This is a genomic window from Pseudomonas sp. UFMG81 (genome assembly GCF_015354575.1).
Lineage (GTDB): Bacteria > Pseudomonadota > Gammaproteobacteria > Pseudomonadales > Pseudomonadaceae > Aquipseudomonas.
Map to the genome: position 1 here is coordinate 13,395 of NZ_JACAFQ010000039.1, position 21,566 is coordinate 34,960.

The 21,566-nt window shown below is 61.0% G+C and carries 21 protein-coding genes and 1 pseudogene; 8 read left to right on the plus strand and 14 right to left on the minus strand.

The genetic code is table 11. The features are described from left to right. Positions 1-87: 87 nt before the first annotated feature. From IX761_RS22705 to IX761_RS22720, 4 genes are all read left to right on the plus strand, one after another. Complete coding sequence (locus tag IX761_RS22705; RefSeq protein WP_194791746.1) at positions 88-408, plus strand: hypothetical protein; 321 nt, start codon at positions 88-90, stop codon at positions 406-408. Between the two features lie 220 nt (positions 409-628). Further along, positions 629-1,189, plus strand: coding sequence for a Smr/MutS family protein (locus tag IX761_RS22710; RefSeq protein ID WP_194791747.1), 561 nt, complete (start codon positions 629-631; stop codon positions 1,187-1,189). A gap of 69 nt (positions 1,190-1,258) precedes the next feature. Then, on the plus strand, positions 1,259-1,804 hold the full coding sequence (folE, locus tag IX761_RS22715) for a GTP cyclohydrolase I FolE (RefSeq protein ID WP_194791748.1): 546 nt from the start codon (positions 1,259-1,261) through the stop codon (positions 1,802-1,804). Positions 1,805-1,863: 59 nt separating this feature from the next. Beyond that, positions 1,864-2,235, plus strand: a complete 372-nt coding sequence (locus IX761_RS22720; protein WP_194791749.1) for a glutathione S-transferase N-terminal domain-containing protein — start codon at positions 1,864-1,866, stop codon at positions 2,233-2,235. 74 nt (positions 2,236-2,309) lie between these two features. On the opposite strand, the gene IX761_RS22725 is transcribed toward IX761_RS22720, so the two are convergent. Continuing rightward, positions 2,310-2,912 carry a glutathione S-transferase family protein gene (locus tag IX761_RS22725; RefSeq protein WP_194791750.1) on the minus strand — a complete coding sequence of 201 codons (603 nt, stop codon included), beginning with the start codon at positions 2,910-2,912 and terminating at the stop codon, positions 2,310-2,312. Positions 2,913-3,057: 145 nt separating this feature from the next. Here IX761_RS22725 and IX761_RS22730 point away from each other — a divergent pair, with 145 nt between their 5' ends. Beyond that, positions 3,058-4,248 carry a benzoate/H(+) symporter BenE family transporter gene (locus IX761_RS22730; protein ID WP_194791751.1) on the plus strand — a complete coding sequence of 397 codons (1,191 nt, stop codon included), beginning with the start codon at positions 3,058-3,060 and terminating at the stop codon, positions 4,246-4,248. Positions 4,249-4,649: 401 nt separating this feature from the next. On the opposite strand, the gene IX761_RS22735 is transcribed toward IX761_RS22730, so the two are convergent. The 4 genes and pseudogenes from IX761_RS22735 to IX761_RS22745 all read right to left on the minus strand — a co-directional run bounded on the left by IX761_RS22735 (position 4,650) and on the right by IX761_RS22745 (position 9,876). After that, positions 4,650-5,789 carry an acyltransferase family protein gene (locus IX761_RS22735; protein ID WP_194791752.1) on the minus strand — a complete coding sequence of 380 codons (1,140 nt, stop codon included), beginning with the start codon at positions 5,787-5,789 and terminating at the stop codon, positions 4,650-4,652. A 531-nt stretch (positions 5,790-6,320) separates the two neighbouring features. Then, positions 6,321-7,193 carry a methyl-accepting chemotaxis protein gene (locus IX761_RS27735; RefSeq protein ID WP_416366810.1) on the minus strand — a complete coding sequence of 291 codons (873 nt, stop codon included), beginning with the start codon at positions 7,191-7,193 and terminating at the stop codon, positions 6,321-6,323. Then, a pseudogene (locus tag IX761_RS27740) lies at positions 7,179-8,264 on the minus strand (HAMP domain-containing protein); the annotation flags it as partial. The pseudogene IX761_RS27740 and the gene IX761_RS27735, both read right to left, overlap by 15 nt. A gap of 223 nt (positions 8,265-8,487) precedes the next feature. After that, on the minus strand, positions 8,488-9,876 hold the full coding sequence (locus IX761_RS22745; protein ID WP_194791753.1) for a PLP-dependent aminotransferase family protein: 1,389 nt from the start codon (positions 9,874-9,876) through the stop codon (positions 8,488-8,490). 121 nt (positions 9,877-9,997) lie between these two features. Between IX761_RS22745 and IX761_RS22750 the strand changes: the two genes are divergently transcribed. Next, on the plus strand, positions 9,998-11,203 hold the full coding sequence (locus tag IX761_RS22750) for an MFS transporter (protein WP_194791754.1): 1,206 nt from the start codon (positions 9,998-10,000) through the stop codon (positions 11,201-11,203). 14 nt (positions 11,204-11,217) lie between these two features. On the opposite strand, the gene IX761_RS22755 is transcribed toward IX761_RS22750, so the two are convergent. Next, positions 11,218-11,979, minus strand: a complete 762-nt coding sequence (locus IX761_RS22755; protein ID WP_194791755.1) for an SDR family oxidoreductase — start codon at positions 11,977-11,979, stop codon at positions 11,218-11,220. Positions 11,980-12,153: 174 nt separating this feature from the next. Between IX761_RS22755 and IX761_RS22760 the strand changes: the two genes are divergently transcribed. Beyond that, on the plus strand, positions 12,154-13,155 hold the full coding sequence (locus IX761_RS22760; protein WP_194791756.1) for an NADP-dependent oxidoreductase: 1,002 nt from the start codon (positions 12,154-12,156) through the stop codon (positions 13,153-13,155). 169 nt (positions 13,156-13,324) lie between these two features. Here the strand turns inward: IX761_RS22760 and pyrF are convergent, their stop codons facing one another. Next, complete coding sequence (gene pyrF, locus IX761_RS22765) at positions 13,325-14,026, minus strand: orotidine-5'-phosphate decarboxylase (RefSeq protein ID WP_194791757.1); 702 nt, start codon at positions 14,024-14,026, stop codon at positions 13,325-13,327. 182 nt (positions 14,027-14,208) lie between these two features. On the opposite strand from pyrF, the gene IX761_RS22770 reads away from it, so the two are divergent. Continuing rightward, the gene (locus IX761_RS22770; protein ID WP_194791758.1) at positions 14,209-14,376 is read left to right on the plus strand and encodes a DUF2897 family protein; all 168 of its coding nucleotides are present in this window, start codon (positions 14,209-14,211) and stop codon (positions 14,374-14,376) included. Between the two features lie 55 nt (positions 14,377-14,431). Here IX761_RS22770 and IX761_RS22775 read toward each other — a convergent pair whose 3' ends face one another. The 7 genes from IX761_RS22775 to IX761_RS22805 form a co-directional block, all read right to left on the minus strand. Next, the gene (locus tag IX761_RS22775) at positions 14,432-14,767 is read right to left on the minus strand and encodes a ComEA family DNA-binding protein (RefSeq protein WP_194791759.1); all 336 of its coding nucleotides are present in this window, start codon (positions 14,765-14,767) and stop codon (positions 14,432-14,434) included. A 142-nt stretch (positions 14,768-14,909) separates the two neighbouring features. Next, positions 14,910-15,791 carry a glucose-1-phosphate thymidylyltransferase RfbA gene (gene rfbA / locus IX761_RS22780; RefSeq protein ID WP_194791760.1) on the minus strand — a complete coding sequence of 294 codons (882 nt, stop codon included), beginning with the start codon at positions 15,789-15,791 and terminating at the stop codon, positions 14,910-14,912. 151 nt (positions 15,792-15,942) lie between these two features. Continuing rightward, positions 15,943-17,013, minus strand: a complete 1,071-nt coding sequence (gene rfbB / locus IX761_RS22785) for a dTDP-glucose 4,6-dehydratase (RefSeq protein ID WP_194791761.1) — start codon at positions 17,011-17,013, stop codon at positions 15,943-15,945. A 120-nt stretch (positions 17,014-17,133) separates the two neighbouring features. Next, positions 17,134-18,036: a glycosyltransferase gene (locus IX761_RS22790; protein WP_194791762.1), complete on the minus strand. Its 903-nt coding sequence runs from the start codon at positions 18,034-18,036 to the stop codon at positions 17,134-17,136. A 32-nt stretch (positions 18,037-18,068) separates the two neighbouring features. After that, on the minus strand, positions 18,069-19,469 hold the full coding sequence (locus tag IX761_RS22795) for a hypothetical protein (RefSeq protein ID WP_194791763.1): 1,401 nt from the start codon (positions 19,467-19,469) through the stop codon (positions 18,069-18,071). Continuing rightward, positions 19,466-20,827, minus strand: coding sequence for a glycosyltransferase family 61 protein (locus IX761_RS22800; RefSeq protein WP_194791764.1), 1,362 nt, complete (start codon positions 20,825-20,827; stop codon positions 19,466-19,468). Before IX761_RS22800 ends, IX761_RS22795 begins: the two co-directional genes overlap by 4 nt. Beyond that, the gene (locus tag IX761_RS22805) at positions 20,824-21,564 is read right to left on the minus strand and encodes an ABC transporter ATP-binding protein (protein WP_194791765.1); all 741 of its coding nucleotides are present in this window, start codon (positions 21,562-21,564) and stop codon (positions 20,824-20,826) included. Before IX761_RS22805 ends, IX761_RS22800 begins: the two co-directional genes overlap by 4 nt. Positions 21,565-21,566 lie beyond the last annotated feature (2 nt).

Below are 21,566 nucleotides of genomic sequence, written 5' to 3' on the forward strand. Positions count from 1 at the left end.
ACGCACCGCCCGGCGGACGGGCGGAACCCGAAGGGCCGGCGACAGGTCGAATTGCGGATCAGCTACACCAGATCCTGAGGAAACCGAATGAAGCTCAAAGGCAGTTTCGACGCCAAGCGCCTGCGCCAGCGCGAACCGAGCAATTGGGGGGCGCGCCTGGCTGCCGCCTTCTCCGTGCTGCTGGCCACCCTGGGCATCCTGCTCGCCATGGCCGGCATCGCCGGCCTGCTGGGCAACTATGCCGCCCTCGCCGAACTCAACGCCAACCGCCCGCTCGCGGCCACCCTGGCCGTGGTCGGGCTGTTGCTGCTGTATGTGGGGGTGCGCTTCTGGCGGCGCAGCCGCATTCGCCTGCGCCGTGGGCATGGCTTGAACCTGTCGCCGCACTTGATGAAGAAGCACGATTGATCACCCCAGACACGCTCTTCTGTAGGAGCGGCCTTGCCGGGGCGCCGGACCGGCCGGAAAGGGCTGCAAAGCAGCCCCGACGAGTTGAGCGCTTGCACCAGAATCTGGGGCCGCTGCGCGCCCCTTTCGCGACACAAGGCCGCTCCTACAGAGCGCGTGAAACACAGGACTTCACTCGGGCCAAGACTCGCGTAAACTACGCCGCCCACGTGGAGGCACCATGCAAGACGACGATTTTTCCCTGTTCAGCGCCGAGGTGCGTGGCGTCAAGCCGATCAAGCACGACCGCGCCGAGGTCGGCAAGCCCAAGGCCGACCGCAAGCAGTTGGCCGGGCTGCGCCAGGCGGCGACCATTCGCAGCGACCAGCCGCTGGTGATCGATGGCTTGTCCGACCAGTTCGTCATCGATGTCGGCGCCGAAGACGAATTGATGTGGCGCCGCGACGGCGTGCAGGAAGGCCAGCTCCGCAAGCTCAAGCTCGGCCAGATCGCCTTCGAGGGTAGCCTCGACCTGCACGGCATGAGTGTCGAGAAAGCCCGCGAGACCCTGTGGGACTTCATCGCCGAGGCCACCAAGCTCGAAGTGCGCTGCGTGCGCGTCACTCATGGCAAGGCGGCGCGCATCGATGGCAAGCGGCCAATGATCAAGAGCCACGTCAACACCTGGCTGCGCCAGCACCCGCAGGTGCTCGGCTTCGCCTCCTGCCAGGCCCGCCATGGCGGCACTGGCGCGCTTTACGTAATGCTCAAGCGAACCATGCTCGAAGGCCGCGACGAGTGACATCGTGCTTGCAGCGCCGCTGCCGCCGCCGTACCCTTCGCCTTTGCGAAATTTTCCACAGGTAGATCCATGTCCCTGGAACAGAACTACACCGCGATCCTCAGCCAACTGGGCGAGGACGTCTCCCGCGAGGGCCTGCTCGACACGCCGAAGCGGGCAGCAAAGGCCATGAAGTACCTTTGCCGCGGTTACGAGCAGACGCTGGAAGAAGTGACCAACGGCGCACTGTTCACCTCCGACAACAGCGAGATGGTGCTGGTCCGGGACATCGAGCTGTACTCGATGTGCGAACACCACATGCTGCCGTTCATCGGCAAGGCCCATGTCGCCTACCTGCCCAAAGGCAAGGTGCTGGGCCTGTCGAAAGTGGCGCGCATCGTCGACATGTACGCCCGCCGCCTGCAGATCCAGGAAAACCTCAGCCGTCAGATCGCCGAGGCCGTGCAGCAGGTGACCGGCGCCGCAGGCGTAGCCGTGGTCATCGAGGCCAAGCACATGTGCATGATGATGCGTGGTGTGGAGAAGCAGAACTCGACCATGCTCACTTCGGTGATGCTCGGTGAGTTCCGCGAAAACGCCGCCACCCGCAGCGAGTTCCTCAGCCTGATCAAGTGATCGGCGCAGGATCCGGGCCGGCCCCTTGGGGTCGGCCCTTTCTTTTTCAGGAGTGAAGCATGATCGTCAAAGCCCTGCGCGTCGGCCTCGGCCAGCTCATCGTGTTCGGTGACTGGGTCAGCCGCCCGGCCAAGAAGAAGCGCGACGCCGCCGCCCAGGCGCGTGTCGAACAGGATGCCAAGGGCCTGGCGCTGTACCAGTTCCATGCCTGCCCGTTCTGCGTGAAGACCCGCCGCACCCTGCACCGGCTGAACGTGCCGGTGGCGCTGCGCGATGCCAAGAACGACTCGACGCACCGCCAGGCGCTGCTCGAGGGCGGTGGCCGGGTGAAAGTGCCGTGCCTGCGTATCGAGGAAGACGGCAAGGTGACCTGGATGTATGAGTCCAAGGACATCATTGCCTACCTCGACAAGCGGTTCGCGGCGGCCTGATACGGATCTGTCGCCCTCTTCGCGGGTGAACCCGCTCCCACAGGTGTGGGGTGGGTTTACCCGCGAAAAGACCCTCAGTCCACCATCGGCACATGCCGCGGATGACTGGCCACCCGCTCGAGCCAGGCCTTCACCGCCGGATAATCGGTGAGATCGAACCCACCCTGGTGTGCCACATGGGTGTAGGCGTACAACGCCACATCGGCGATCGAGTACTGATCCCCCACCAGATACGGCGTCATCTGCAGCTGCTTGTTCATCACCTTGAGCGCCTTGTAGCCGCCCTTGTGCAGCCCCTTGTACTCCTCCAGACGCTCCTGCGGCAGCCCCAGGTAGAACTGGATGAAGCGCGCCACGGCAATGTACGGCTCATGGCTGTACTGCTCGAAGAACTGCCATTGCAGCACTTGAGTGCGCAGGCGCGGCTCGCTGGGCAGGAACTCGCTGCCATCGGCCAGGTAGTTGAGGATCGCGTTGGATTCCCACAGGCAGGTGCCATCCTCGAGCTTGAGCACCGGTACCTTGCCGTTGGGGTTCATGGCCAGGAACTCGGGGGTCTCGGTCTCGCCCTTGAGAATATCCACCGGGTGCCACTCGCACGGTCGGTCGAGCAAGCTCAACATCAGCTTGACCTTGTAGCAGTTGCCCGAGTTGTAATCGCCATACACCTTGTACATCGCCCCTCCCCTTTCACGCAGTTGCGTAGTCGTGGCCAATAGTTGGCGACTGTACGGCTAAATGCAATGCCTGCTGTATGGCACGGTTCGCGCTATCACAGGGTAGCCTGCAAAAAATGCTTACATCTGTACAAGGAATTCACCCATGACCGATGCCACCACTGCGCCACTGCGCCCGCTGGCAGACAGCTCCCCGTCGGCGGTGGTCGCCGGCTTCATCGCCATGCTCACCGGCTACACCAGCTCGCTGGTGCTGATGTTCCAGGCCGGCCAGGCCGCCGGCTTGACCAGCGCGCAGATCTCGTCATGGATCTGGGCGCTGTCGATCGGCATGGCGGTGTGCAGCATCGGCCTGTCGTTGCGCTACCGCACCCCGGTGACAGTAGCCTGGTCGACGCCAGGCGCGGCGCTGCTGATCACCAGCCTGGGCGGAGTGAGCTACGGCGAGGCCATCGGTGCCTACATCACCTGCGCCGTGCTGGTGCTGATCTGCGGCCTGACCGGCAGTTTCGAGCGGCTGGTCCGGCGCATCCCCGCCTCGCTGGCTTCGGCGCTGCTGGCCGGCATCCTGTTCAAGATCGGCAGCGAGATCTTCGTCGCCGCCCAGCACCGCACTGTGCTGGTGCTGGGCATGTTCTTCAGCTACTTGCTGGTCAAGCGCCTGTCGCCGCGCTATTGCGTGCTGGCGGCGCTGCTGGTCGGCACGGCGCTGTCCGGTGCCCTCGGGCTGCTCGATTTCAGCCGCTTCCAGCTGGAGGTGGCGACACCGGTGTGGACCACACCGAGTTTCTCGCTGGCGGCGACCATCAGCATCGGTATCCCGCTGTTCGTGGTGGCGATGACGTCGCAGAACATGCCCGGGGTGGCCGTGCTGCGCGCCGACGGTTACCAGGTGCCGGCCTCGCCACTGATCTCGGCCACCGGCTTCGCCTCGCTGCTGCTGGCGCCGTTCGGCTCCCACGGCATCAACCTGGCGGCGATCAGCGCGGCGATCTGCACCGGGCCGCATGCCCATGAAGACCCACGCAAACGCTACACCGCGGCAGTCTGGTGCGGGATTTTCTACGGTATCGCCGGTACCTTCGGCGCCACCCTGGCGGCGCTGTTCGGTGCGTTGCCCAAGGAGCTGGTGCTGTCGATCGCCGCATTGGCGCTGTTCGGGTCGATCATGAATGGCTTGAGCGTGGCCATGGGTGAGGTGCGCGAGCGCGAGGCGGCGCTGATCACCTTCATGGTGACGGCGTCGGGCTTCACCTTGTTCTCGATCGGCTCGGCGTTCTGGGGGATCGTGGCGGGAGTGTTGACCTTGCTGATCCTGAGCCCGCGCAAGGCGTGATCAATCGAAAGTAGGCACCGGCCCTGTCACTGAAAAAGCGGCTCCAGCAGGTGCACTGTTGCGGGAGATGCCATGGACAGGACACGCCTCTCAAGCGCCCCTTGCTTGCCGACCTGGCTTTTCAGCAAGGGGAACAGTCGCGCCAGCTGCTGGACCACGCCCACCTGGGGTTTGTACGAAGTCACGCAGCGGCAATCAGGCAAAGCGAAAACAGGCGAGGAGCGGCAACGCCGGCCAGGCGGCCAATACACCGCCAGCAGCGAACGGCTTGTTTCCGAGACAGGTCATAGGCCTGGCTGGCCGGCATCGCTGCTGAGTTCGATAGCCGGCGCGTTTTCGAAGGTGTTCAAGGGATACTTGACGGGCCCACCAGCATTTATTGTCAAACCGGCCAGAACCCGTTACTTGGCTACCGCCAGCAATTGATCATCATGGCGACTCCCCCGCTGCTTTTCTTGATACTTTCTGTTTATCCACTTCCGCATGGGCTCTTCAACAAAGTGGTGCGCAACTGCTGATGCAGCGACCAGCACAAGAAATGCACAGACCATCAGGATTTTTGGATTGTTCAGCGCTGAGAATTCTCCGACCACGTCAGCGTGATGCTCAACCAGCGGAATAATGACCAGAAACTGCAGCGAATAGAACGAGTAGCTAATTTTCCCCAGCCATACGACCAACCGAGTAGAAAGCAACCAGTTCAGAATACCGCCCCCCGCAGAAAGCGAAACCAACAAGAATGCAATGGTGGGAATGACAATCCAGTTATGCCCGACATACAGTGGCATTTTACTTCCAACCACAGACAAATACAGGACAAGCAACCCAAGTACAACCACCTGCATTGACTGACCAGCGCGCCTGCCGTGGCCTCGCATGAAACAGAGGCAGGCACAAATACCCACAACGAACTCTGGAAGCCTGAAAATTGGAATTGAGTAAAATACTTTGTTGGCCGCATCGTCGAACAGCGCCGCACTGACACCTATCAGTGCAGAAAAGACGGCGCACCCCGCGCCCAGCAACAACAAACGTGTGCTCTTCATTTTGTTGAGTGCCGGGAGCATCAAAGGCAAAAGGAAATAGCAGAACACCTCAACCGAAATCGACCAACTTGCCCCGTCATTCCAATAGTTAAACATCTGTGGGAACCAGGCCTGGATCACAAAAAGGTTGGCAACCACCAGCATCGCCACCTTCGAAACAGCCAATGCGGTGTCAACGAAAGACCCGTCCCCAAAATTCACACCCATCCACGGAATGGTTGCAACTGCAGCCAACAGGTAGACGGGATATATGCGAGAGAATCGGCTGACCAAATACGACCTGTACGCCGTACCACCGCTTGAATATCTATAGGCGAGCACAAACCCCGACAAAATGAAAAACAGGCTCATGCCAATCGCCCCCTGATCCAATATGTTTTTTACATACGGGTTCTCAGTGAGCGGCCAGCGGATATGGATATGAAAAATAAATACATAAAGCGCTGCAAAAAATCGCAAACCGGTAAGCGGGAGGATTTCTGACTTTTCAATCATTGTATAATTCCATACTGTACGGGAGCTGAGTTCATCGTGCAGACATCCGTGCCCAAGCCAGCGTTTCTGTAGGCGTAAAGCCAAGAGCATCACGTGCTATCCGCTACTACAGGTCTTTGCACTGCAGCCCCTCAAGCCGATGCTTGGGTTTGCAAACACCGGGTTTGAAAATGACCAGAATCTTGGATCCCCTGCCACGCCCTCACCTTCCTTGACATGCAGGCCTGGCCGGAGGGACCTCAGCCGCCAAGTATACCCGCAACGATGACGCTGACGTAGCTGTTGGCGGCATCGGCATCGCGGTGCATTCACCAGCTACCTGAATTCTGGTGACTCTCAACTCGAAGAAAACGAAGTCGAACGCTGCTGTGCGATACCCGTCGTAACGATGCTGGCTGGAGGCTGACATGATGTGTTCGATACCTCTGCAGTAGCCTCCACCACTTGCTGATTTTGCCTATCCTGAACTCACTTGACGGCTGATGAGGCTGGCGCGGTGATCCGACGCATTGTGCAATGGTTCGATCACGTTCAAAGCCGGAAATGCCCCACCACCCCTTTCAGATCATCCGCCAACCCCGCGAGCTCGACACTTGACCGCGCATTGTCCTCCATCGCCAGCGCCGCCTGATCGGCGCTGCCGCGGATCTGTGTGACACTGCGGCTGATCTCCTCGGCCACCGAGCTCTGCTGCTCGGCGGCGGCGGCGATCTGCTGGTTCATTTGCTGGATCAGCGACACCGCAGCGGCGATGCTGCCCAGAGCGCTTTCAGTATGCAGCGCATCGGCCACGGCCAGGCGCACCAGCTCGGTGCTGCCACGGATCTGCGCCACCGACTGCTGGGCATTGCCCCGCAAGCTGGCGACCAGGCGCTCGATCTCCTCGGTGGATTGCCGGGTGCGTCGGGCCAACGCGCGCACCTCGTCGGCCACCACGGCAAAGCCACGCCCCTGCTCACCGGCCCGGGCCGCCTCGATGGCGGCGTTCAGGGCCAGCAGGTTGGTCTGCTCGGCGACGCTCTTGATCACCTCCAGCACGTCGCCGATGGTATGGATCTCAGCACTGAGGCTGTCAATGCCACTGCTGGCGGTTTCGGCGGCCGCCGCCAGCTGCTCGATGCGCTGCATGCTCTGGCGCACCACCTGCTGGCCGGAGCCGACCTTGTCGTCGGCGGCCTGCGCCGCTTGTGCCGCCTGCTCGGCATTGCGCGCCACATCGTGCACGGTGGCGGTCATCTGCTGCATGGCGGTGGCCACCTGCTCGGTTTCGTCCTTCTGGCTGCCGACCTCGCGGTTGGTCTGCTCGGTCACCGCCGACAGCGCCTGGGCACTGCCGGCCAGTTGTTCGATGCCCTGCTGCAAGCCACTGACCACACCAGACAAACCCTCGGCCATCTGCTCCATGGCCTGCAACAGTTGCCCCACCTCGTCGCTGCGCGGCGCCTGCACCTCGCTGGCCAGCTCACCAGCGGCGATGCGCCGGGCACGGGCGATCACTCGCTTGAGTGGCGCCACCACGGCGCGGGTGATCAACCAGGCCGCCAGCACGCCAACCAGCAGCGCCAGCGCGGTGGCGGCGGCAATGGCAACGGCGTTGCGCGCCAGCTCTGCCTGCATCGCTTGCTCCTGGGCGGTGTAGGCCTGCTCCACCCGTGCCGTGACCTGCCCGGCGCTGGCCTGCAGCCGGTCCTTGATACCGCGCTCCTGGCCGAGCAGGTCGGTGTATTCATTGAGTTTGTCGGAGAAACTGGCGATATGCCCGGCCACCTCACCCAGCACACTCTGGTAGCCCGCGTCGCTGATCGCGCCCTTGAGCTGCTCGACCAGGCTGGCAGCCTCGACGGTCTGGGCGATGCGCCCCTGGCCTACCGCCTCGTCGCCCTTGCGGCTCTGCTCCAGGCGCACGCGGGCTTCGTCCATGGCCTGCAACATCAGCCGCGAGACCTGCGCCACTTGCCCCGCCTGTTCGAGAAACTCACCGCCCTGCTGGCCCTGGGACTGCTTGAGGGTGTAGGTGCCGTCGTCGGCCAGGCCGGCCTGCAACACATCGAGGTTGTTGGCCACGCTGGATACCGACCAGCTGGCCATGTCCAGCGCCAGCTCCTTGGCCTGCACCGCCTGGACGAACTGGTCGAAGGCCTGGCCATAGGCCGTCAAGTCGCTCTCGGCCGAGGCCAGCGCCGGCACGCCACGGGCGCGTTCAAGCAATGCTTGCAGGCCTTCACGCAGGGCGTCGGCCTCCTTGATGTCGGAGCGCAGGGCGAACGCCTGTTCATGCTGGCGCAGGCGCGACAGGTCGGTGTTGAACTGGGCCATCTGGCGCAGGCCTTCGAAACGTTGGCCTACGCTGGACAGCGCATACACGCCAATGACGGCCACCAGCAGCGTCAGCAGCAGCACCAGGGCGAAGCCCAACGCGAGCTTGCGGGCCATGCCCAGGTTGGCCAGAACACCGTGCTTGGTTGGCGCCATCATCGATTCCCCCTGCGCTGGTCTTTCTTACCGGGCTGCCGCGCAACCATCGCTGGCAAGCCAGCTCCCACAAAAGCAGAGCCAGCGCCGGTGATGAGCCGCAAGTCGGCCCGCTATGTCGTAGGAATTTTCCAAGCAACAAGATTGACAACCGCGACGCTCACCTCACAAGAGCCTGGCGCCAGAATGGTGTCATTTAGCTATGAGCGTGTCGCTTTCAGACCGCTCAAGGTCGCCCCGCATGCTCGAAGAACGCCTGGGCGCGCACATCCTGCCCGTAGGCGACATTGATTCGCAGCCAGTCGCAGGCCCGGCCCTGCGGATCGAAAGCGCTGCCCGAGGTGAGCAGCACGGCATGCTCCAGTGCCAACTGCTCCAGTTCGGCGAAGCCGCGCCCGGGCACACGCGCCCAGACGAACATGCCGCCACAAGGCTCGCAGAACACCTCCCAGCCCCACGTTTCCAGTTGCCCGAGCAACTTGGCCATGTGCTGCCCTAGGCGCACCCGCAAACGCTGGATGCTCTTGCGGTAACTGCCAGTGACAAGCATCTGGCCGATCACCTGCTCGGCAAAGCGACAGGTGCCGATGCCGCTGACCATCTTCAGCTCGGCCAGGCGGGCGATCAGCACAGGATCGGCCACCACGTAGCCTACGCGTAGAGAGCTGCTCAAGGTCTTGGAGAAACTGCCCAGGTAGATCACCCGCTGTTCACTGTCGAGGGTGGCCAGGCGCGTGGCCGGGCCTTCCTGGAAGTCGGCATAGAGGTCGTCCTCGATGATCCGCAGGTCATGCTCGCGGGCCAGCTCCAGCAGGCGATAGGCGACCTTTGGTGTCAGGCTGGTGCCGGTGGGGTTCTGGTACAGGCTGTTGGTGAACAGGCAGCGCGGGCGGTGCTCGGCCAGCAACTGCTCGAGCACGGCGACGTCCGGCCCGTTGGGTGTGCGCGGTACTTCGAGCATATGCACGCCGTGCTGGCGCAGCAGGTTGAACAGGTTGTAGTAGCCAGGGCGCTCCACCAGCACCGTGTCGCCCGGCGCCAGCAAGGTGCGCACCAGCAGGTCGAGGGCGTGGCTGATGCCCTGGGTGGTAAGGATGCGCTCGGGTTCGGCGGCGATATCCAGCCGCGCCAGGCCCTTGTGCAGTTGCAGGCGCAGGCTGGCCAGGCCCTGGGGCGGGCAGTAGTCGAACAGCGCCTCCGGTTCGCCACGGCTGACCTGGCGTATCGCCTGGGCCAGCTCGGCCTCGGCGCGCCAGGCCACCGGCAGCCAGCCACAGCCGAGCTTGAGCAGCGACTCATGGCCTTCGCCAAACAACCGCCAACTGCCGTCGATGGCCTCGCCCCAGGCGCTGCCGGCGTCAGTTTGCTGTCCGGCCTTGCGCTCGGCGACGAAGAAACCGGCGCCGTGCCGCGCCACCAGCCAGCCACTGGCCACCAGGCGATCGTAGGCCTCGATCACGCAGGAGGCACTGACCGCCTGGGCCTTGGCCAGCGTACGGATCGACGGCAGACGGGCACCGGGGCGCAACCGCTGTTGTTCGATCCAGGCTTGCAATTGTTCGGTCAGTTGCTGGACCAGCGGCGTGGGGTGAAGGCGATCGAGGTTCAGGTGCATGGCAAGTGTTCGCTGATTTCAGGCGAACAGTTAAGCACAAATGCCCGGTGTGTGTGCCTTGTTGCGCGGCCCCGCAGGCTCGAAGCTGCCAGCAGATACTCATAACCTTGTGGATAACCCCATGCATACCCGCCATGCCCCTGCCCTACTGGCATTCGCCTTGTGCCTGATCACCCTCGCAGTGAACCTGCAGGCGCCCTTGTACATCACCTACGCCGAGCTTTCCGGGCGCGGTGCTGCGGCCACCGCCGTGGCCTTTTCCGGCTATGTGCTGGGGGTACTGCCGGTGCTGTTGGCCCTGGGCGGGCTGGCCGACCGGGTCGGGCGACGCCCGCTGATTCTCGCCGCCCTGGTGCTGTCGATGGTCGCCACGCTGATCATGCTGTTGGCCCCAAGCCTGGAAGCACTGGGCGTGGCGCGCCTGTGCCTGGGGTTGGGCACTGGCCTGGCCTCGGCCACGGCCACCGCCTACATGGACGAATTGATGGGTGGAGGTGGCAGTGGCCACGCAGCGACCTGGGTCACCGCCAGCACCTCACTGGGCTTCGGCCTGGGTGCGGCACTGACCAGCGTGTTCCTGTTGCACGGCCCCAGCCTCACCCCCGGTAGCTTCCACCTGCAACTGCTGCTCGCAGGCCTCGCCCTGGTGCTGGTGTGGCGCCTGCCCGACCCATGCCCGGCCGGGCGCAACCCCATGCTGCGCCTGCCGTACTATCCCGCCGGCAGCCTGGCCTATGGCCTGGCGATCCTGCTGGCTTGGGCCTGCGTCGGGCTGGTGATCGCGCTGCTACCAGGGATTCTGCGCCAACACGGGTTGAGCGCCTGGTCGGGTTTCTCGACCTTCTGCGTGATCAGTTGCGGGTTGCTGTTCCAGCCCATGGCCCGGCGCCTGGCCAGCGCCCAGGCGACCTTGCTTGGGTTGCTGATCCTGCCGTGCAGCTATGGGGTGCTGGCCTGGGGCGCCGACAGCGGCAACCTGGCGGGTGTACTGTTGGGCGCGATCGCTGCCAGCAGCGCCTGCTATGGCTTTATCTACCTGGGGGGGTTGGCGGCGGTGAACCGGTTGGCGGGCAGCGAGAAAACCCGCGCCAGCGCCGGGTTCTTCCTGCTGGCGTACCTGGGGTTCAGCGTGCCAGTGATCTTTACCGGGGTGCTCAGCGACCGGCTGGGTTCGCGCGTGGCGCTGATGGTGTTTGGGGTGGTGTTGTCAGTGGGGTGCGCGATGGTGTCGCGCATTTTGTGGAAGGTCTCGAGGGCCTCTCGCCGGCAAGCCGGCTCCCACGCGGCCCCCGATGCAGGCGGCCAAGGGGCTCACAACGCCCCTTAGCACCTCATAAGCCCTCAGATCGCCAGCGCACCGCCGTCAACGGTCAGGCTATGCCCGGTAGTGAACGCCGCACCATCGCTGCACAGGTACAGCACCGCACTGGCGATTTCCTCGACCTTGCCGATGCGCCCGACCGGGTGCATCGCCGCAGCGAACTCAGCCTTGCGCGGGTCGGCTTCATAAGCGCGGCGGAACATGTCGGTGTCGATCACCGCCGGGCACACCGCGTTGACGCGTATGCCCTTCTTCGCATACTCGATGGCCGCCGACTTGGTCAGGCCGATCACCGCATGCTTGGAGGCCGCGTAGATGCTCATCTTCGGCGCCGCAGACAGCCCGGCCACCGATGCCGTGTTGACGATCGCCCCGCCGCCCTGGGCCAGCAACAGCGGCAGCTGGTACTTCATGCACAGCCACACGCCCTTGACGTTGACCCCCATGATCGCGTCGAACTCCGCCTCGCTGCCCTCTGCCAGGCGGCCCTTCTCGATCTCGATGCCCGCATTGTTGAAGGCATAGTCCAAGCGGCCGTAGGCCTGGACAATCTTCTCGTGCAACTGGCGCACCTCGCTGTCACGGGTGACGTCGCAGGCCACGAACAGCGCCTCGCCGCCGGCTTCGCGAATCAGTGCCACCGTGGCCTCGCCCCCCAGCGCGTCACGGTCGGCCACCACCACCTTCAACCCTTCGGCGGCGAACGCCTGGGCCGTCGCCCGGCCAATGCCGGCCGCGCCACCGGTGACCAGGGCAACCTGGCCGGAGAAAGTCATGCTCATCACGGGCTCCTGCATGGGAAAAGGGAATCGAGGCTGAGTCTAGTCAGCGTGCCGCCGAGCTGGGCAGCATCATCAGGGGCACGGTTGGACTACTATCGTTCGCGGTGATCTTGCGTGACGCCATGCATCATTGCAGTCGATCATTATTTTTCGCCCCGTTCAGGAGAACTCGCCATGCCCCATACCAACCGCCGCTTCCTGCTCACCCAACGCCCGGTCGGCGCCGTACGCCGCGATGATTTCACCTTCGAAACGGTGCCCGCCGTCGAGCCGGGCGAAGGCCAGGTGCTGGTGAAGAACCTCTACCTGTCCCTGGACCCAGCCATGCGCGGCTGGATGAACGAAGGCAAGTCGTATATTCCGCCCGTGGGCCTCGGCCAAGTGATGCGCGCCCTCGGTGTCGGCGAGGTGGTCGCCTCCAACCACCCCGACTACAAGCCCGGCGATCATGTGAGCGGCGCCCTGGGGGTGCAGGACTACTTCACGGGCGAACCCCAGGGCCTGCACAAGATCGACCCACGCCTGGCGCCACTGCCGCGCTACCTGTCCGCCCTGGGCATGACCGGCATGACTGCCTACTTCGCCCTGCTCGACGTTGGCCAGCCCAAGGCCGGCGAGACCGTGGTGATCTCCGGCGCTGCCGGTGCGGTCGGCAGCATTGCCGGGCAGATCGCCAAGATCAAAGGCTGCCGCGTGGTCGGCATCGCCGGCGGTGCGCAGAAATGCCAGTACCTGAAGGACGAACTGGGCTTCGACGGGGTCATCGACTACAAAGCCGAAGACGTCCTGGCGGGCCTCAAGCGCGAATGCCCGAACGGGGTGGACGTGTATTTCGACAACGTCGGTGGCGACATCCTCGATGCGGTGCTGTCACGCCTGAACTTCAAGGCCCGGGTGGTGATCTGCGGCGCCATCAGCCAATACAACAACAAGGAAGCGGTCAAAGGGCCGGCCAACTACCTGGCGCTGCTGGTCAACCGCGCACGCATGGAAGGCTTTGTGGTCATGGATTACATCAAGGAATATGGCAAGGCCGCACAGGAGATGGCCGGGTGGCTGGCCAGCGGCAAGGTGAAGAGCAAGGAGGATGTGGTCGAGGGGCTCGAGACCTTCCCCGAGACGCTGCTCAAGCTGTTCAGCGGGGAGAATTTCGGCAAGTTGGTGTTGAAGGTCTGAGCATGCGGAAGGCCCCCATCACCGACAGACTGGCTTCTGCGGGAGCAGCTGTCTTGTGTTGCCTGTACTGGCCTCATCGTCGGCAAGCCGACTCCCACAGGTACACCGCAAGCCTTGAGAATGGCGCGGTCAGTGTGGGAGCCGGCTTGCCGGCGATGGGGGCCTATGATCAGCCGCGAATTTCGGCAACCACTGCCGCCAGCGCCTGCGCCGGGTCTGCGGCCTGGCTGATCGGGCGACCGATCACCAGGTAGTCGGAGCCAGCATCCAGCGCCTGCCGCGGGGTCAGGATACGGCGCTGATCGTCCTGGGCACTGCCCGCCGGGCGAATACCCGGGGTGACCAGTTGCAGCGAGGGGTGCGCCGCCTTCAATGCCGGAGCCTCCAGTGCCGAGCACACCAGCCCGTCCATCCCGGCCTTCTGCGCCAGCGCCGCCAGGCGCAGTACCTGCTCTTGCGGGTCGACATCCAGGCCGATGCCGGCCAGGTCCTCACGCTCCATGCTGGTCAGCACGGTCACGCCGATCAGCAATGGCTGCGGACCACTGCGCTTGGCCAGCTCTTCACGGCAGGCCGACATCATGCGCAGGCCACCGGAACAGTGCACATTGACCATCCACACCCCCATCTCGGCCGCGGCCTTGACCGCCATCGCCGTGGTGTTGGGGATATCGTGGAACTTGAGGTCGAGGAACACTTCGAAGCCCTTGGCGCACAGGATTTCGACGATGCCGGAGGCGCTGCTGGTGAACAGCTCCTTGCCGACCTTCACCCGGCACAGCGCCGGATCGAGCTGGTCGGCCAGCTTCAGGGCGGCATCACGGGTGGGGAAATCCAGGGCGACGATCAGGGGCGTCTGGCAGGCGGACATGGGCAGGGTCTCTTGGCAAGTCTTGAACGGCGCGCATTGTAAACGAAGTGGCGGGGGCTTTGGGGGCCGTGGATCACGAGAATTGGCCTGGGGCCGCACCACTCCTATAATTGAACCATTGCGCACGCCCAGGGCTCGAATCTTGTGCAAGCGCTGTCGCCTTCGACTCCAGGAGAATAGCTATGCCTTGGTATGCGTGGTTGATACTGGTCCTCGCCCTTGGGTCCATCATCGGCGGGCTGTTGCTGCTGCGCGATACGGCGAAGAAGTTGCCGTTGACTGAAGAGCAGCTGAAGAAGGTGCATGAGCGAAATGCGGAAATGGATGCAAAAGATGCAGAAGATCGCTGACTTCATAAAGGCGGGTCAATTACCTGGAGTGTGCCCGGGCAATTGACCCCTGCACTTACTCAACCATCAACTTGTCACGGTTACGGTCGAGCAGCGCCTTGCCAATACCCTTTATCTCCAATAGCTCATCAACCGAGGTGAAGGGCCCCTGTTGCTCGCGATACGCGACAATGGCATCGGCCTTGGTCTTGCCGATCCCGTTGAGTGTCGTTTGCAGGGTCAATGCATCCGCTTTGTTGAGGTCAAGCCTGGGTTGAGATGCCTGCATCTCGACCTGCTCCGCACTGGCGGAAATCGGCACGCTCGCGGTGTTCGCGGGGGCAGCACTCAGCAAGAAACTGGCGCTGGCAAAGATTGGAAGTAACAGGTAGGACAACATCGATTTACGCATGCAATAGCACTCCTTTAGCCAGGTTGAGGCAACGTTTCCCTCGCTGCCTCAACCAAACTAGCCCTCGGCGAAGGCCATTGCAAACCGACAAACCCATGCAAGTTTTACTGAATCATACGAAACATTCGCATACATTCACCCATCAAGCACTGCGCTCTTCCAGCAGTCGCTTCAGGTATTGACCATAACCATTCTTGGTCAATGGCGCAGCCAACTGTTCCAGTTGTGCTGCATCAATCCATTGCTGACGGTATGCAACTTCTTCCGGGCAAGCGACTTTGAGGCCCTGGCGATGCTCCAGGGTCGCAATGTACTGGCTGGCCTCCAGAAGCGATTCGTGTGTCCCGGTATCCAGCCACGCGTAACCGCGCCCCATGATTTCGACCGACAACCTGCCCTGTTCCAGATAGAGGCGGTTCAGGTCGGTAATTTCCAGTTCACCCCGCGCCGACGGCTTGATCGTCTTCGCCATCTCGACAACATCCTTGTCGTAGAAGTACAAGCCCGTGACCGCATAGTTCGACTTGGGCTTCGCAGGCTTCTCTTCAAGGCTGATCGCCTTGCCACGCTGATCGAATTCAACCACGCCATAACGCTCTGGGTCATTGACGTGATACGCGAAGACGCTAGCGCCCTCTTCACGCGTCATTGCGTTGCCAAGAAGCTCCTGGAAGTTGTGACCGTGGTAGATGTTGTCTCCCAGCACCAACGCTGCCAGGTCATTGCCCAGGAACTGCTCACCGATCAGGAACGCTTGAGCCAGGCCATCCGGTGATGGTTGAACAGCGTAGGAAATGTTCATCCCCCAACGCGCACCGTCACCCAGCAACTGTTCGAAACGGGGCGTATCCATTGGCGTGGAGATGATCAGGATATCGCGAATACCCGCAAGCATCAGCGTGGTCAGCGGGTAATAGATCATCGGCTTGTCATAGACAGGCAGTAGCTGCTTGGAGATCGCCAGAGTCGCTGGATGCAGACGAGTACCGGACCCACCCGCCAGAATTATTCCTTTACGCTTCATGTTTTGAACTTCTCTGTAATTCAAGCAGTGCCCACATGCTCTGTGCGAGGACATCAACGCTCGTCACGGCAGCGTGTGAACACTGTATGCCATTGGCCATATCAGCAGTTAATCGTAGACCGCACTAGAACTTGAGCGCGGCAGCAACGTGTCACGCACTACGGCCATCGTAGTTTTTCTCAACCCAGTCACGGTAGCTACCCGACTGCACGTTTTCCACCCATTGCTGGTTCTCGAGATACCATTGAACCGTTTTCCGGATACCGGTCTCGAAGGTTTCGGCAGGCTTCCATTGGAGCTCGCGCTCAAGCTTGCGCGCGTCAATGGCGTAGCGGCGGTCATGGCCAGGCCGGTCGGTGACAAAGCTGATTTGCTCCTGGTACGACTGGCCATCCTCGCGCGGCCGCAATTCATCGAGCAGCGCGCAGACGCGATTGACAATCTCCAGGTTCGGCTTCTCGTTCCACCCGCCCACGTTATAGACCTCGCCAACCCGCCCGGCTTCGAGCACGCGGCGGATGGCGCTGCAGTGATCCTTGACATACAGCCAGTCACGAATCTGCTGACCATCGCCGTAAACCGGCAATGCCTTGCCGGCCAGCGCGTTCACGATCATCAGAGGAATGAGCTTCTCGGGGAAGTGGTAGGGGCCGTAGTTGTTCGAGCAATTGGTCGTCAACACCGGCAACCCGTAGGTATGGTGGTAGGAGCGAACCAAGTGATCACTGGCGGCCTTGCTTGCCGAATAGGGGCTGTTCGGTTCGTAGCGATTGGTTTCGGTGAACGCAGGGTCCGTCGCCGCGAGGCTACCGTAAACCTCATCCGTAGAGACATGCAGGAAGCGGAAATCCGTGCGCGCGTCCTCTGGCAGCTCGTTCCAATAGGCACGCACAGCTTCCAAGAGGTGGAACGTGCCCACCACGTTGGTCTGAATGAAATCGCCAGGGCTGTGGATGGAACGATCGACGTGCGACTCCGCGGCAAAGTTGATCACGGCACGGGGCTGGTATTTTTGCAGGAGATCTTGTACCAGCGCGCTGTCGCCGATATCGCCCTGCACGAATACATGAGCGGGGTTGCCTTCAAGGCACTTGAGGCTCTCGAGGTTGCCGGCGTAAGTCAGTTTGTCCAGATTGATGACTTTCTCATCAGCGCCGGAAAGCCACTCCATTACGAAGTTCGCCCCGATGAAACCTGCACCGCCAGTTACCAAAATAGTCATTTTTCAATCTTTCTCTTGCTGGTTATCTCACGAGTCACACTGCGCACAGGGACCGTACCAAAGGGTAGCCAGTATTCCTGGCCGCATTGTGGGACACACGCCCGGGATGGGCAAGGCGCGTTAAAAAATACCCAGGATAATGAAGGCAAGCAGGATCAGCCGTTCTATTCGGCTGCGGCGTAACTGATTGATATGGGGAATCAGCCCTAATCGCACGCACCAACGCCCAGAGCTCGCAAGCTTGGAAATGCTACCCGCCGGGTCAACGAGCCTGGCAATCTTTTCCACTTCGCTTCTGTACCAGCCATCCCGGACCCGGCCCAGCCGCCTGGCCAATGCCCGGAGCCCGCGATTGGCGCCGACCTGGTTGGCGTCATGTTGCCGGTAGCGAATCCACCACTGCTCATCGATGAACCAGGGCAACCCATTGGCCCGGTACCAGGCATAGATCAGCCAATCATGGGAGTCAATGGGGTGTACCGCATCCCGGTTCGTCGACAGGAATGCCTTCATCTGCAACGCGCACGGGACGGAAAAGAGGTAGGTACAACCCGCCCCGCCCGATTCAAAAATGTAATCGTGCGCCACTTGAGCTTGTGACTTGGTGACCCTCGACTCGGTGCCGTTAGGCCAAAACGCCATCATATTGCAGGAGTAAGCGACATACTGCCCGCTGCACAGTACCTGATGCCCGCGCGCGAGCTTCCCCGGCAGCCAGATATCATCCTGGTCCGCAAAGGCAACATAGTCATGATTGGAATAGTCGACATCGGCGATAAGCCGATAGAAATTCTGACCGGCCCCCCCTGATGCAGCGCCATAGGGAAGCAGTTTCACCCGTGGCTCTCGCTCCGCCAGTGCCTGCACCCAAAGTTGAGTACCGTCAACACAACGATCAACACTCACGTAGATATCAACATCCACATGTTCCTGCTGGAGTATCGAGTCAACCTGCTCGCTTATATACTCCATGCCATTATAAGCTGCCAACAACACTGCAACCCGCGGCCGGTTATTCAACATCCCTAGTCAACCCTGAAACACACGTGCATGGGTTATGCGCGCGCAGACCTAAAGAAAAGTTTAATGAACAGCAATTTTGCCATCACCGTGGGGCGTGGCAGTGTATGCACGGGTAAAACCGGAATTCTTCGCTGGCGCCATATACGCTCGAAGGCGGTGACATCGATATCTGTTTCACAAGGCCAAGGCGGCGCCACGCCGATTTCAGCCGTCAACGCTCCGGCCACTCGCTCTGCGACGCACTCGACAGCATGCACTGCCAACACCTGCCTGTAGATCTCATCCTCGTCAATCGTCTCCCTGGAACCTGACTGCACATAATGCGTCAACGCCTCCAGAAGTTGCTCGACACTGGAAGATTTAAGGAGGTCCGCCGGTGAATATCCATGCGTCCCCGTCAGCACGCCGAAGCAACTGACACCTCTTCCCATCACCTCCGCAAATGCCGTTCCCCCCACGAAAGGGAAGCTATCGACATAGGCCGAAGCGCCGGAGATGAATGCCAGGTAGTCAGCATGCCCCAGGCGCCTGTGCAGCGTCAGTCTTCGGCCCAGTACAACCTGCGCCGACCACCACCACCAGTCGACCAGCATCCGCGGTCCAACGATGTGCACGTTGCGCTTTATCCGTTTGCACAGTGCCTGGACAAAATCAGGAAATGACCAATCAAGCGCAGGGCGAAACTTGTAAGCGGTCCCGGCAGCAACGACTGGCCCGTCACGAACGCAAGACGTGTCACGGATGCTCGGGAGGTCCAGCGGTATACCCACGAACAGCGAGCGGTCGGTAGTTTTACGTACGCCGCGCAGTTGCCAGCCAAAATGGCTGATCTCCAGGACCCTATCTGCCACACCCAAACCGAACGTGAAAACATGATCGGCATGGTTGAACAATAGAACCCGAATACCCGCATGCTTCTTGGCCAGGCCCGCGGCCAGTGCTGCCTCGATATCATGAGGGTGGATGTACAAGACCAGCGTTTCGTAGCGCGAGAACTCTTCCATCAACGCCATGACACGTGCCGTGCCACAGGCATGCCGCGGCACTCTCCTGACCCCGTGCCTGGCCTTCCCTAGACGTTGTGCAGCCAAGTCGGAAGCCGACGTCAGCACGATGACAGCGGAGTCATCCAGGGCCACCGAACCGACCAGCCTCTCGACCAGCCTGGTGTGCCCGCCCGTGTCGTATGCCTTGGTCAGAACATGGCCGTATCGACACAACCGCGGCGCCCTTTGGGGTAACGACACAGGCTCGAATCGCTCAAGCAGCGCTTGTTCGAGGTCAATTAACTGATAAACCCCGAAGGCATTCTTCCACAGCAACTCTCCCAGGAACCTGGCGTGCTTGATCGCTTTGTCCAAGTCTGGCTCGGCGCTCACCCGCGCTACCAACGCGCCAATGAAATCCGCCAGCACTGTGGAGCGCACTGTCACGGGTGAACGCCCTCGGGAGAGCCGTTCTCGGGCAAGCATCCGTCCAAGGCATCAACTACATCGGTAAGTGCCACATGAAAATCGCTGTGGATCGATTGACCGAGCGCGTATTTAATCTCGCCAAACACATACGTCACCGTACTGCCAGCGGCGCACGCCATATTTTGCCAATAGTAATATGATGTATTCTCAAGCTCTGCAATCATGATCACGATCCGTGTATCAGGCTTGCAGAAAATCAAGTTGGCAAAGGCTGCCCCGGTTGCACCCACCACCACTTTCGCAGCAGAAAAGGTTTCGACTTGCTGGGCGAACGAAAGTTTTTCTGGCTCTACGACCTCGAAACCCAGCCGAACCAGCGCATCTTCCAACTCTTGAGCATTGACCACATTCCTGTAACCCGAGTTTCGCCGAATGTACAAATACCGACCGGCGCAATCCGCAGTGCCCAATGTACCCCATACCGCATCGCGTACGGCATGCAGCGCAGCAGGGCTGAACTGCCCCTGAGAATGCCCACTCAGTTGCTGGGTCCCAGGGCGCCGCTCAAAAGGAACATAACCACAATTTGAAATAACATGAGCCAAGCCAACACGAATACGCTTGCCTTTGTTGAGCAGAATCAGCGTCCGCTCTTCCCCGACCACGCAGCGAATGGCCGCCATGATGTTGGCATGCAGCCCGGCATCGATCAGCAACGGCAGTCCAGGGGGGGCGTGTTTTACGAACATCGCGATACGCGGCAGGACTTCAGTCATGAAGTGCGCGTAATTTGCGCTCAACGCATCCGTGAAAATCGCCGCCTCGTCGATGCGTTCGATATCGGGATCTACCCTGAAGGCATAGGCTTTCCGCCGCTTGGGCTTAAGGACCAAGCGACCGTGCATTTCCTCGCTGGTGTAATCATGGGTCGCACGAAAAAGCTCGTGATGCAAAACCCTTTCACGATGAATAATGAAATTGCTGCCGCCGCGCACTACGCAGTCGGTTAACTGGGTAGTGTAAACCTCAGGAAACTGGTAAGTGTCATGCGGCGAGGGGCACCGTGCAACCAGGCGTGCGGGAAAAATTTTTGGCGACGGTGTAACCACCGATTCGTCTGGCGCGAGTGTAACCACGGTTTGCGCACAGGAGCGTATGGTTCTCAGGCGAAATGGCTGGATGCGCGAAGACAACCGCTGGAAAACGGTAACGAACAGAGGAAATCCTCTCGTCCAGGCCCAGATAGCCAATTGACGAGAAAAAGCATGAGGCTTCATGTAGCGATGGTAGAACCGCCCCAACGGTGTCCTGTTGAGGAGATACAACCGGGCGGAGTCCTGCCAGTTCCTGGACTCCTCATTCATCAGGCCTTTCATTGAGTATTCCCACCCAGATATCGATCAATGATGATATCCGGATGACCATCATCCTTGACCCGTCCATGATCCATCCAGATGACACGCGTGCACATCTTGCGCAACAGGTTTATATCATGCGAAACGAGGATCATGATGTCTGACTGGTTGACCAGATTGGCCATGCGGTCCGTCGCCTTCTTTACAAAGGCAGCGTCACCCCCGGCGAACATTTCATCGAGAATAAGAATCTGCGGTTGAATTGCAGTTGCCAGCGAGAATGCCAAGCGCAGATACATACCCGTTGAATAGTATTTCACCGGCGTATCAATAAACTCTTCAATCTCCGAGAACGCGATAATTTCGGGTTCCAGGCGCTTCAGTTCAGCCTGGTCGTACTTGAGGATGGCACCATTGAGGTAGATATTCTCACGCCCGGTAAACTCCGGGTGAAAACCTGCACCAATCTCAAGCAGTGGCGCCACACGCCCAGTAACCTTTACCGACCCATGGGTCGGCTCATAGATATTGCACAATGCCTTGAGCAGCGTGCTTTTACCCGCGCCATTATGCCCGACGATACCAACACGCTCACCGCGCCCGACGGTCAGCGACACCTCATTGACAGCCCTGTACTCCGAGTACGACTTCTTTACATGCCGTCTGAAAATACTCGAAATATAGTCCTTCAGCGACGGCGATCGATCACTGTAGCGGCGAAAGTCAATGGACAAATTTTCGATAACGATATTCGACATAC